The organism is Mesorhizobium sp. C120A (assembly GCF_030323105.1).
In the GTDB taxonomy this organism is placed as follows: Bacteria; Pseudomonadota; Alphaproteobacteria; order Rhizobiales; family Rhizobiaceae; genus Mesorhizobium.
The window spans coordinates 5309866-5321569 of sequence record NZ_CP100476.1; the positions used below are offsets into that span (position 1 = coordinate 5309866).

An 11704-nucleotide genomic window follows, 5' to 3' on the forward strand; every position below is an offset into this window, starting at 1 on the left:
ATATCCACAGTCATTCTCGCACCGAAATCGAAGCTATTCGGCTAAAATTCCGGTCACGGGCAACCCAGGCACTAACTATTTCGATTTAATTTTTAACCCGCATCCTAAAGAAATATCGAATCTTAGATGTTATTTTATATAAACTCCAAAAAAAGCTTTTGTGAACTCTCTCCAAACCGATAGAATTATCTGAAATACCTTGTTGCTTTTCTCCTAGTTCCTTTACCACTCTAAGAAAATATTCTTTAGTCTTTATTATCTCCTCTTCTTTTTCTGCGACTTTATCTCGACTTAGCGCAAGGGCGATTTCCAGCTGTTGCCGTTCATGCTCGACTACAGATTGAGCCGAAACACTTGCTGCTCGCTCTCTGAGATACTTCTCATTCTCGGCAATTAACACCTGAGCCTGTTCCTCTTTTGTAGAGAGCGCTTTTTCCAACGCCTTGGCAGCTTCGGTAGACTCAACCTCTAACCTCTTAGACTCAGATAAATTTTCTTGGAGCGTGACGAGCTCTTCCTGGACCTTAGCTCTTTCCGCAGCCCAACCTGACCTTTCATTACGAAACTCCTGCAATATAATCTCACAACTATCTATTATCCTTTTCAGTTCTTCGTCTTTTTTTCCAATATCTCCCTAAGGCTTCTTTCTATAAACCTGAATTCGTCAGTTTTCCTTTTCAATTCTGGGAAAACGGCCTCACCGAAAAGAACGGTCTCCGCGTCGAATTCAACTCTGATACTATCGAGGACCGCCATCGCTTGGTTATCGGCTGGATCGGCTTCCAGCGCTCGAAGGGCTTTGTAGGCCTCTTTGACCCAAGGAAGGACCCGTTCGTCGGCAGAAAGCCGGTCATCGTTTATCGCGTGATGTCTGTGATCCGAGGACAGATAAGCATCAATCTCCGGCCCGGCGTCTTCGAACGGCCTTGACCAACCCGGTCGCACGGCGGTGACGACTTTCGTCAGCTCCGAGCGCCAATCGACCATCATGGCGTCATATGAGACGAAGACCCGCGACATACCCCGCGTTGCGCGCTCGGCTTCAAGTTGATGTCGTAGCCAAAGCAGCGAGCCTGTTGCGAAAGTCGAACCGTCGCGTTTGCCAAGAGACGCGATGACCTCCAGCGGATTGCGGTTTGCCAGCACGTAGTGCAGTTGAAAATTTTTCGCCTTTAGAACAGCGGCATAAAGCTGCGCAAAGCGGGAAATTCGTGGTTCCTTGAGAACGATCGCAGAAGCATTTTCGTACTCTTCGTCGACAATTCGGGAAATTTCCGCTTTGTAGAACCCGATGCGCGAAGCTCCCAGATCTCCTGGGTCGAAGCTGCGCCAGTCATCCCAGCGGCTGCCGGCCTCAGCCAGCATCTTCTCATTGAGATGATTGAGGCTCGTCGGCTCCCAATAGCCGCTGGCATTGCTGTCGTCCGGATCAATAACCTGGTGCGGAAGCGCCGCGCCCAAAAGGCTGATGACCCTGGTCAGCGCGCTCGTGCCCGAGCGGTGCATGCCCAGCACCATGATGCAGATACGCTTCGCTGGCTTGGCAGCCTTGGCGCGCTTCTTCGGCGCCGGTTGATCGATCCCCTTAGGGTCGGGCGTCGCGTCATGCAATTGCTCGGGTAACGGATGCTTGTTCATGCAGTCAATGCCTGTTTTGTCTTGCTCCCCGCCAGCCTGCGCACCACCTTTTCCGCCGACTCGTGCCACACCGGGGCCGTGCATTCAAACGCCGACGCGAACTTTTCGCTCGACAGCCGGGAACTGGCGGGCCGCTTTGCCCTAGTCGGATAGTCGCTGGTCGCGATGTCGCGCACCCGCGCGGTAGGCCCGCCGTGCCGCGCGCTTGTGTCGAGAACATGACGGGCAAAGCCGCTCCAGCTGGTCTCGCCGGTGCCGGCAAGATGATAAATGCCGTAGCCGTCAAAGTCGCCGCGCAACACCGCCGCCGCATGCAGGATCGCGTCGGCAATATCAAGTGCGGATGTCGGATTTCCCCATTGGTCGGCGACCACGGCGATCTCGTCGCGGTCGCCGGCCAGCCGCAGCATGGTTTTCACGAAATTCTTGCCGAACGGGCTGTAGACCCAGGCGGTGCGCAGGATCAGATGGCGCGGATTGACGGCGGCCACGGCCAGCTCGCCGGCAAGCTTGGAGGCGCCGTAGACGCCGAGCGGTGCGGTGGCGTCGGTCTCGACATAGGCGCCGTCCTTGGTGCCATCGAAGACGTAGTCGGTCGACAGATGGATTACGGGCACGCCGAGCTTCGCGGCCGCCTCGGCGACCTTGCCGGCGCCGACGGCGTTCACAGCGAAGGCAAGATCGGGCTCGTCCTCGGCCTGGTCGACCGCGGTGTAGGCGGCAGCCGACACCACGATATCCGGCCGCGCTGCCGCGAGTGCGTCGAATACCGTATCGGGCCGCGCCAGATCGAGCACTGGGCGGCCGAGGGTGACGACCTCGATGCCATCGCGCCTCTGCCCGGCCTCCAGCAGGCTGGCAGCGACCTGACCGTCGCGTCCGGTGACAACCAGCCTCACGCCGCGCCCTTCCTGCCTTCAACCTGGCCGCGCGACCGGACTTGCCCCAGCCGCTCGCCGGCGTAGCGCTGCTCGCGGATCGGTCCCCACCACCATTTGTTGTCGAGGAACCAGTCGACGGTCCTTGCAAGGCCGCTGTCGAAACTCTCCGCCGGCGCCCAACCGAGATCCCGGCCGATCTTGGAGGCATCGATTGCATAGCGGCGGTCGTGGCCGGGCCGATCGGTGACGAAGCTGATCAAATCGCGGTAGCTCCTGCCGCCGCTGCGCGGACGCCTGATGTCGAGCAGGCCGCAGATCGTCTCGACGACGCCAAGGTTGGTACGCTCGGAATTGCCGCCGACATTGTAACTTTCGCCCGGCTGGCCCTTGGTGGCGACCAGCTCCAGGGCGCGGGCATGATCCTCGACGAACAGCCAGTCGCGCACATTGGCGCCGGCGCCGTAGACCGGCAGCGCCTTTTCGTCGAGCGCGTTGAGGATGACCAGCGGGATCAGCTTTTCGGGAAAGTGATACGGACCGTAATTGTTCGAACAGTTGGAGAGCACGACCGGCAGGCCGTACGTCTCGTGCCAGGCCCGCACCAGATGGTCGGATGCGGCCTTGGAGGCGGAATAGGGCGAGGATGGCGCGTAAGGCGTCTCCTCCACGAACATGCCGCCATCGAAGGGCAGATCGCCGAACACCTCGTCGGTCGAGACATGGTGGAAGCGGAAGCGCGCCTTCCTGTCCTCGTCAAGGCCGCGCCAATATTCGAGCGCCGAATTCAGCACCCGGTAGGTGCCGACGATGTTGGTCTCGATGAAGGCGCCGGGTCCGTCGATCGAGCGGTCGACATGGCTTTCGGCGGCGAGGTTCATGACGACGTCGATCTCGTCGCGGTGGAGGATGTCGAGAACCGCCCGCTCGTCACAGATGTCGACCTGCGCAAATTTGTAGTTGTGTGCATTCTCGATGGTGCGCAGCGAGGCCAGATTGCCGGCATAGGTGAGCTTGTCGAGATTGGTCACATGGTAGGCCGGATTGGCGCACAAATGCCGGCACACGGCCGAGCCGATGAAGCCGGCACCGCCTGTCACCAGAAAATTCATGGCGCTCTCCTCACATCGTCGCGCGTCATGCGAACACCTCGGCCTCAGCAAGCGCCGACGCCTTGAGGTCCTTGGCCGAGAGCTCGAAGGCGCCGGCCGGCGACGGCCAATCGATGCCGATATCAGGATCGTCGAAACGGATCGATCGATCATGCGCCGGCGAATAGGTGTCGGTGACCTTATACAGAACCTCGGTGTCCGGCACGAGCGTGACGAAACCGTGCGCGAAACCCTTCGGCACCAGGATCTGGTTGCCTCTCTCGGCCGATATTTCGAGCGCGACCCATTTTCCGAAGGTTTTCGAGCTGCGGCGGATGTCGACCGCCACGTCGAGAATCTTGCCTCGGATCACACGCAGCAACTTGTCCTGCGCGCGTGGAGGCAGTTGATAGTGAAGCCCCCGCACGACACCTGCGGCAGCCGAATAGGAATGATTGTCCTGGACGAAACGCAGATCGATGCCGGTCTCGGCAAAGGCCTCGGCATTCCAGGTTTCGATGAAATAACCGCGCGCATCGCCGTGCCGCTTCGGCACGATTTCCAGCACGCCGTCCAAACCGAGCTGCCTGACTTCCAGCACTCTATGTCTCCGTCAGCTCGGCGACACGCCGGCGCAGATAGGCGGCGTATTCGTTCTTGCCCAGGCGCGTGGCGCGCTCAAGCACCTTGTCGGCGGTCAGCCAGCCCTGCTCGAAAGCGATTTCTTCAGGACAGGCGACCTTGATCCCCTGGCGGTGCTCGATCGTGCGCACGAAGGAAGAGGCTTCATGCAGGCTGTCATGCGTGCCGGTGTCGAGCCAGGCATAGCCGCGGCCGAGCTGATGCACGTGCAATTTCCCGCGCTCGAGATAGACGTTGTTGACCGCCGTGATCTCGAGTTCGCCACGCGCCGAGGGCTTGATCGTCGACGCGATGTCGACGACCTCATTGTCGTAGAAATAGAGGCCGGTGACCGCCCAGTTGGACTTCGGCTCCCGCGGCTTCTCCTCGATCGTCAAAGCCGTGCCGCTGAGCTTGTCGAACGACACCACGCCGTAGCGCTGCGGGTCCTCGACATGGTAGGCGAACACCGACGCGCCGCTTTGGCGCTGCGCAGCAGTGCGGCAGAGCTGCGACAGGCCCTCGCCGAAATAGATGTTGTCGCCGAGAATCATCGACACATTATCCTTGCCGATGAAGTCGCGGCCGATGATGAAGGCCTCGGCAAGCCCGTTGGGCTGCGCCTGCTCGGCATAGGAGAATTCGACCCCAAATTCCGAACCGTCGCCCAGCAACTCCCGAAACACCGGCAAGTCGCGAGGTGTCGAAATGATCAAAATCTGGCGGATACCGGCGAGCATCAAGACGCTCAGCGGATAAAAAATCATCGGCTTGTCGTATATCGGCAGAATCTGCTTAGAGATCGCTAATGTAAGGGGATACAGACGCGTCCCGCTGCCTCCTGCAAGGATTATTCCCTTCAACAAGCTCTCCTTGAATTACCGGCCCCCGCCTCGAAATCAAGTTGCCCGTGCTTAGGTTTCGCGCAATGGCTTGTCAATTCAATCTCGGCCGTGGATCGGCGCCAGAATTGCTCTGGATCTGCCGCCTCGCGGCAATTTGACCGACCAGCACAGGCTGACGATGCAAATGGGCGTGGCGATTTGGCAACCGGCTTGCACCGTCGGCTGGCGGACGCGTGACAACAAAAAGCCGGCGGGCCCTGGGCCCGCCGGCTCATTCATTTGTCCGGTTTCAGGGCTGCTTGGGCAGCAGCGACCATACCGCCGGCACCAGGCTGGCGGCGAGCGCAACCTTGATCAGGTCGCCGAGGACGAACGGCAAAACGCCGAACTGCCACGCCTTTTCCGCGCCGATGAGGGTGGCCAGCCAGGCAAAGCCCATGGCCATCATGACGATTTCGGCGACCAGCATGGCGTTGAACAACTTGATCGGGTGGCGGTCCCAGCCGCGGTCGGCGGCCCAGCCGACAATGGCCGCCATGACGACGAAGCCGGCGAGATAACCGCCGGTGCCGCCGATCATGTAGGCGATGCCGATGCCCTTTTCAGGCGTGCTTTGGAAGACCGGGAAGCCCATGGCGCCTTCGGCCATGTAGAGAAGCAGGGTAGCGACGCCAAGCCGCAGGCCAAACGCGGTGGCGATCAGCAGGACGGCCAGCGTCTGCAGCGAGATGTCGACCGGCCCGAGCACGACTTTCGTCTTGGCCGACAGGGTCAAAAGCAGCGTTCCGGCGATCGCCAGCAAAAGCTGGGTTGCCAGGCGCTGCGCGCCCTCCTGGGGCAAAGCGAGAGAAACAAGCGGGCGCATCGTCGTTGCAAGTGCCATGGTCTTCCCCAATCCGGATTGCCGCAGATCGCGGCCTTGCGTTTTTCTATATTGGCTTCCGTGTTATGCGGCAATCAGTTTTGCCGTCTTCCTGAACAGAGATTCAACGACACCGCCATGGCGCTCAAATTCGACACCAGCTTCGATCCGGCATATGGCGAGGGCGTCACCGTTGCGCCGGACGTCTTGCGCGTCACCGCCAAAAACCCCAGCCCGTTCACCTTTCACGGCACCAACAGCTACATCGTCGGGCGCGATACGCTGGCGGTGATCGATCCCGGCCCCGATGACGAGGCGCATTTCCAGACGCTGCTCAAGGTGATCGCAAACCGGCCGGTCAGCCATATCTTCGTCAGCCACACGCATCGCGACCATTCTCCGCTGGCCGCCCGGCTGAAAGCGCACACCGGCGCTATTGTACTGGCCGAAGGCCCGCACCGCCCGGCAAGGCCGCTGCGGATCGGCGAGATCAACCCGCTCGACGCCAGCGCCGACACGGTTTTCGTCCCGGAGATCGCGTTGCCCGACAATGCGCTGGTCGAGGGCGATGACTGGACGATCCGGACGGTGCTGACGCCGGGCCACACCGCCAATCACGCGGCATTTGCGCTCGAAGGCACCGGCATCCTGTTTTCAGCCGACCATGTGATGGCGTGGGCGACATCGATCGTGGCGCCGCCGGACGGAGCGATGGCCGACTACATGGCCTCGCTCGACAGGCTGATCGCGCGCGGCGATCGCCTGCTGCTGCCCGGCCATGGCGGCCCGGTGACCGCGCCGCGCAGCTTCATGCGCGGCCTCAAGACCCATCGCAAGATGCGCGAACGGGCGATCCTCGAACGGATCCGCGACAGCGACCGGACGATCCCGGACATGGTCAAGGCTATCTACCGGGACACCGACCCGCGCCTGCATGGCGCCGCCGGCCTGTCGGTGCTTGCCCATCTCGAGGACCTGGTGGCGCGCGGCCTGGTTGCTACCCAGGGTGACCCGGCCATCGACGGCGTTTTTGTGCCGGTGGGGTAGAACTACTCAGCCGGCGCGGCACCCACCTGCCCTGCAACCTCCTGGTCGAGTTCGGCGAGGAACCCGACGATGCGCGCCGCATTGTCGCCGAGGTCGTAGCGGCCGTAGCGGGAGGCTGAGCGCATGTCGACGACGATGGTGTCGCCATCATTGCTGACCCGGATGGCGACGTCGGCGGGCAGGCCTACGACGAAGCTCCGGGCAACGGCCGATATCGTCACCTCGTCTTGACCGTCCGTCACCGGATATGGCGCAGTAAGTTGCCAATCGCGGCGGTCGAGCACGGTTTCAACGGCGTCGACGACGGTTTCGAACGGCAGATTGTAGCTGTGCCCGGTGACCAGCGGATAGGCGTCGGCCTGCAGGCGCACTTCGCCAGGCGTTGGCGGCGCGAGCACGTTCATGTCCTTGGTGCGGTCGCTGGTCTCGAGCACCGGCGGATTGTCGAGGTCCGTCGAAATGTCCCTCAGGGGCGGCGTGGTCGCCGCCAAATAGGTGGCAAAGCCGTAGGGCGTCAGCACCAGCAGCGCCAGCAGGGCGCCGACCGAGAGGTCGCGGCCGCCACGGTCACCGAAATGCCACAGCCGGGACAAAGCGAGGCCGGCAAACAGCAAAGCGAACGCGGCAAGCAAGGCGACGATCGCCAGCACCCACAGGAAGGCCGGCGTTTCGACCAGTTCGAAATGATGGCCGGCCAGCACGGTGAGCAGCAGGACCAGGGCAAAAGCGCCCGTGCGCCGCGACCAGCCGGCCGCCTTCGATGTCTGCCGCTCGTCAATTTCCATTGTCTTCAGCACCGCCCCAACCCGCACAGACGCTTAGAGCAAAGGATGCTCAAATTGAACATCCCCTGCCCTAACGTTTTTGCGGCCGGTAGCTTGAAGGTCAAGGAAACGCACGGTCCCGGTCAATCCGTCGGCAGGCGGTAGTCGCTGAACTGCTTGCGCAAGGTGATCTTCTGGATCTTGCCGGTGGCGGTGTGCGGGATTTCACTGACGAAAGCGACGTCGTCGGGTATCCACCATTTCGGCACCTTGCCGTCCATGAACGCCAGTATATCGGCCTTGCTCGGCTCCTTGCCGGGCTTGGCGACCACGACCAGCAAGGGCCGCTCGCCCCATTTCGAATGATGGACGCCGATCGCCGCGGCCTCGGCGACATCGGGATGGCCGACGGCGAGGTTCTCCAGGTCGATGGTCGATATCCACTCGCCGCCCGACTTGATGACGTCCTTGGCGCGATCGGTGATCTGCATGTAGCCGCCGGAATCGATATGGGCGACATCGCCAGTGTCGAACCAGCCGTCCTTGTCGAACTGCTCGGCTCCGACGCCGCCATAATAGGCGCTGGCGACGGCTGGACCGCGCACCTTCAGCCGGCCGAAGGTCTTGCCGTCCCAAGGCAGTTCCTTGTCGTCGTCATCCGTCACCTTCATCTCGACCCCGAAGGGCGGGTAGCCCTGCTTGCCCTGGATATCGAGCCGGTCCTCGCCCTCGAGCGCTTGATACTGCGGCTTCATGGTGCACAGCGTGCCGAGCGGTGACATTTCGGTCATGCCCCAGGCATGGATGACTTCGACACCGTAATTGTCCTGGAATTTCCTGATGATGGCGCGCGGGCAGGACGAGCCGCCGATGACGACTTTGCTGAGATAGGGAAGCTTCTTGCCGGTGTCTTCCAGATGCTGCAGCAGCATCATCCAGACGGTCGGCACGGCGGCGCTGAAGGTCACCTTCTCGGTGTCGAGCAGCTCGTAGATCGAGGCGCCGTCCATCTTGCAACCGGGCATGACCAGCTTGGCGCCGATCATCGGCGCGCTCTGGCCAAGGCCCCAGGCATTGGCATGAAACATCGGCACGACGGGGAGGATCGTGTCCCGCGCGGAGAGGCCCATGGCGTCGGGCATGGCAGCAATCATGGCATGCAGCACATTCGAGCGGTGGCTGTAGAGCACACCTTTGGGATCGCCCGTCGTGCCGGAGGTGTAGCACATGCCGGCTGCGGTGTTTTCGCCGAAAACCTTCCAGGCGAAGTCGCCATCGGCCTCGTTCAACCAGTCCTCATAGGCAACCACATTCGACAGCGTCGTTTCAGGCAGATGCGCCTTGTCGGTCAGGACGATCACCTTTTTCAGCGATTTGACCGCGCCGGCGATCTTTTCCAGCAGCGGCATGAAGGTCAGGTCGACGAAGATCCCTCTATCCTGCGCATTGTTCATGATCCAGACGATCTGCTCGGGGAACAAACGCGGGTTGAGCGTATGGTAGATGGCGCCGATGCCCATGATGCCGTACCAGGCCTCTATGTGGCGCGCCGTGTTCCAGGCCAGGGTCGCGATGCGGTCGCCGAGCACAAAGCCATCGCGCTCCAACCGTTGAGCGACCTTGAGCGCGCGGCGATGAACTTCAGCATAGGTGGTGCGAACGACAGGACCTTCGATCGAGCGCGAGACGATCTCGCGCGTCCCGTGCTGCCGCTCGGCATTGTCGATCAGCTTGTGGCAGAGCAGCGGCCATTCCTGCATCAGTCCGAGCATCTGGTTCCTCCCATTGCTTCCTCGTTTTTCCCGTCTTTTGTTCCATTGTGGGACGAACGGACGGATTGTCCAGCCATGACGTCTCCAACCGTTAACGGCTGAAGCAAGCAGTGATCGAAAGGCGGGGAAAACCGCCACAATCCGGCCATCGTCGACGTTAAGGTTCGTTAACGGGGTAGGGGTGCGGATTGGCGACTGAAAGAGGTTCGCATGGACACGCAGCTCGACGGCAAGCAGATCGACGGCAAGCAGATCGATTACAGGCAGATCGACGACAGGCAGCTGGATGACAGCGAGGCCCAAGACGTGCAGTTGGACGATATTCAACTCGACGACAAAGAGCTTGAAGACACGCTTGCCGCAAGTCTGGCCGATCTCGTGCCGGAGGCCAAAAAGGTCTCCGAAGACGAATTTGTCGAGGTGGTCGGCGGCGCCCTTGAAGCGGTCGGCGGCACGCTGCTGTTCAAAATGTGCGTCCAGAACGAAGGCGAAGGCCAGCATGTCGCCGCCGCATCGATCGGCGATGGCGGCAATCGCCAGTTCCTGCTGCTCACCTTGCCGACAGGCGGCGGCCCACTGAAGGTCGAGACGACGTCAAGAAGCACCAACCCGGTAGCCGGTATTGCCGCGGCCTATGCCGGCCTCATGGACGTGTTCAAGACCGCAGCCTGAGCATTCCACGCGGGATCGTTTTTAGTGATCGGAAGGCCAGCTCTGGGCTACTGGCGAAGGCTTGCGCAACGGGTTCTCCAGACACATTTTAGAGACATGGGAAGCATCCCGCACGCTCTCAATCGGACTGTGCTCCCAATCGAACAAGGAGAACCCCGCATGGACCAGATCGCCAACCCCGCCCCCGGCTTTCAGAGCAATCCCGGCAAGGTCATCACCGTCGAACCCTATCGCGGTACCGTGGTCGTGCGTGCCGGCGATACGGTGATCGCCTCATCGACGCGGGCGAAGCTTCTGTCCGAACCGCCCTACCGCCAGGCATTCTACATCCCCTTCGAAGACATCGACTTCACCCAGCTCGGCAAAACCACCCTGTCGACCCACTGCCCCTACAAGGGCGACGCCAGCTACTGGAGCGTGCTGCCGGCCAGCGAGACCGGCAAGGACGCAATGTGGGGCTATGAGCAGCCGTTCGACGAAATGGCTGAGATTCGCGACCACGGCGCCTTCTATCCCGACAGGGTGACGATCGAAGCAGCACCGGCCTGAGCAAGCGACTCAAGCCGCCGTTGCTCGCTTCGTCATCCCAGGGTCTTCGCGACGGAGCTTCGCTCCTGTTTCATCCTGGGATGACGAAGCTCAGAGGCCTCGGCTAATCTCAAACGTCGGCGACGTCAGTCCAAAGGCGGTGAAACTGCCTGCCGCCGCCTGATCCTAATCAGTCGTCCCGTCGTTGCCGACACCGTCGGCGTCATCCAGCCGCACGAACATCAGCCCCTTGGCCTTCAGCGCGAGCAGACCTTGCACGACGCCCTCGCCGGCGGCGTGGGTCGGCTGGTTGATGTGGGCGATGATGACATCGCCATCCTTGGCGGCGGCGATGCGCCGGGCGGTTTCTTTTGCGCCGAGCAACGAGCCGCCATCGCCGTTGATCGAAAAGCCGGCGACCTTGAAGCCAAGCTTGCGGATCATGGCGATAGCCGACGGGCTGTATTCGGCGGTCGCGCCGCGAAACCATTTCGGCGCCGGCTCGCCGGTGCCAGCGAGAGCGGCAGCGCCCGATTCGACTTCGGCCTGCACCGCTTCCGGGCTGCCGGCGCTGCGGATGCCATAGATCTTGCGCGGCGTGTCGACGGCCGGGATGTGATGGCCGCCATGGTTTTCCAGTTCGAACAGGTCCGGATGCGCGCGCATGATCTCGACGGCGGCGGCGTTGCGCTTCAGCCAGATACCGGTGACGAAGATCGTCGCCGGAATCCGGTTCTCCACCAGCGCCGACAGGATCCTCGTATCGGTCTGGCCGCCGCAGGCGTCGAGCGTAAGCGCGACGCGGCCGACACTGCTACCGTCCTCAGCCTTCAGATGCAGCGCCGGCTCGACAAGCGGCGCGGCCTGGGCCGAGGACACGGCCACGATAGATAGCGCCAAGGCGCAAAACAGCTTTTGCAAGGGATGCCTGTCTTGTCTGAGAATCGGCGCTGTCATAGCCGCATCCCAGGACCCGCAACAAGGCG

At 61.5% G+C, this 11704-nt stretch carries 13 protein-coding genes; 3 read left to right on the top strand and 10 right to left on the bottom strand.

Annotated elements, in window-relative coordinates:
* Nucleotides 1-85: 85 nt before the first annotated feature.
* The 7 genes from NL532_RS26065 to NL532_RS26095 all read right to left on the bottom strand — a co-directional run bounded on the left by NL532_RS26065 (nucleotide 86) and on the right by NL532_RS26095 (nucleotide 5956).
* Complete coding sequence (locus NL532_RS26065) at nucleotides 86-574, bottom strand: hypothetical protein (protein WP_286487649.1); 489 nt, start codon at nucleotides 572-574, stop codon at nucleotides 86-88.
* A gap of 29 nt (nucleotides 575-603) precedes the next feature.
* Entirely contained in the window at nucleotides 604-1638 is a 1035-nt protein-coding gene (locus NL532_RS26070) for a sulfotransferase family protein (protein ID WP_286487650.1), read from the bottom strand.
* Nucleotides 1635-2537 (bottom strand): dTDP-4-dehydrorhamnose reductase, encoded by a 903-nt coding sequence (gene rfbD / locus NL532_RS26075; protein WP_023754843.1) that lies wholly within the window; start codon nucleotides 2535-2537, stop codon nucleotides 1635-1637. The genes NL532_RS26070 and rfbD overlap by 4 nt, the downstream gene beginning before the upstream one ends.
* Nucleotides 2534-3628 carry a dTDP-glucose 4,6-dehydratase gene (rfbB, locus tag NL532_RS26080; protein ID WP_023754844.1) on the bottom strand — a complete coding sequence of 365 codons (1095 nt, stop codon included), beginning with the start codon at nucleotides 3626-3628 and terminating at the stop codon, nucleotides 2534-2536. Before rfbB ends, rfbD begins: the two co-directional genes overlap by 4 nt.
* Nucleotides 3629-3653: 25 nt before the next feature.
* Nucleotides 3654-4208 (bottom strand): dTDP-4-dehydrorhamnose 3,5-epimerase, encoded by a 555-nt coding sequence (gene rfbC, locus NL532_RS26085; RefSeq protein ID WP_023754845.1) that lies wholly within the window; start codon nucleotides 4206-4208, stop codon nucleotides 3654-3656.
* Between the two features lies 1 nt (nucleotide 4209).
* Nucleotides 4210-5091: a glucose-1-phosphate thymidylyltransferase RfbA gene (gene rfbA / locus NL532_RS26090; protein WP_023687178.1), complete on the bottom strand. Its 882-nt coding sequence runs from the start codon at nucleotides 5089-5091 to the stop codon at nucleotides 4210-4212.
* 271 nt (nucleotides 5092-5362) lie between these two features.
* Complete coding sequence (locus NL532_RS26095) at nucleotides 5363-5956, bottom strand: biotin transporter BioY (RefSeq protein WP_023703207.1); 594 nt, start codon at nucleotides 5954-5956, stop codon at nucleotides 5363-5365.
* A 117-nt stretch (nucleotides 5957-6073) separates the two neighbouring features.
* Here NL532_RS26095 and NL532_RS26100 point away from each other — a divergent pair, with 117 nt between their 5' ends.
* Nucleotides 6074-6982 (top strand): MBL fold metallo-hydrolase, encoded by a 909-nt coding sequence (locus NL532_RS26100; protein WP_023692735.1) that lies wholly within the window; start codon nucleotides 6074-6076, stop codon nucleotides 6980-6982.
* A gap of 2 nt (nucleotides 6983-6984) precedes the next feature.
* Here the strand turns inward: NL532_RS26100 and NL532_RS26105 are convergent, their stop codons facing one another.
* Entirely contained in the window at nucleotides 6985-7767 is a 783-nt protein-coding gene (locus tag NL532_RS26105; RefSeq protein WP_023703206.1) for a DUF1499 domain-containing protein, read from the bottom strand.
* Between the two features lie 122 nt (nucleotides 7768-7889).
* Nucleotides 7890-9518 carry a fatty-acid--CoA ligase gene (locus tag NL532_RS26110; protein WP_023703205.1) on the bottom strand — a complete coding sequence of 543 codons (1629 nt, stop codon included), beginning with the start codon at nucleotides 9516-9518 and terminating at the stop codon, nucleotides 7890-7892.
* Between the two features lie 312 nt (nucleotides 9519-9830).
* Here NL532_RS26110 and NL532_RS26115 point away from each other — a divergent pair, with 312 nt between their 5' ends.
* On the top strand, nucleotides 9831-10190 hold the full coding sequence (locus tag NL532_RS26115) for a hypothetical protein (protein ID WP_023670697.1): 360 nt from the start codon (nucleotides 9831-9833) through the stop codon (nucleotides 10188-10190).
* Between the two features lie 159 nt (nucleotides 10191-10349).
* Nucleotides 10350-10739 (top strand): DUF427 domain-containing protein, encoded by a 390-nt coding sequence (locus tag NL532_RS26120; RefSeq protein ID WP_023670696.1) that lies wholly within the window; start codon nucleotides 10350-10352, stop codon nucleotides 10737-10739.
* 165 nt (nucleotides 10740-10904) lie between these two features.
* On the opposite strand, the gene NL532_RS26125 is transcribed toward NL532_RS26120, so the two are convergent.
* Entirely contained in the window at nucleotides 10905-11675 is a 771-nt protein-coding gene (locus NL532_RS26125; RefSeq protein WP_050485822.1) for a polysaccharide deacetylase family protein, read from the bottom strand.
* Between the last annotated feature and the right edge of the window lie 29 nt (nucleotides 11676-11704).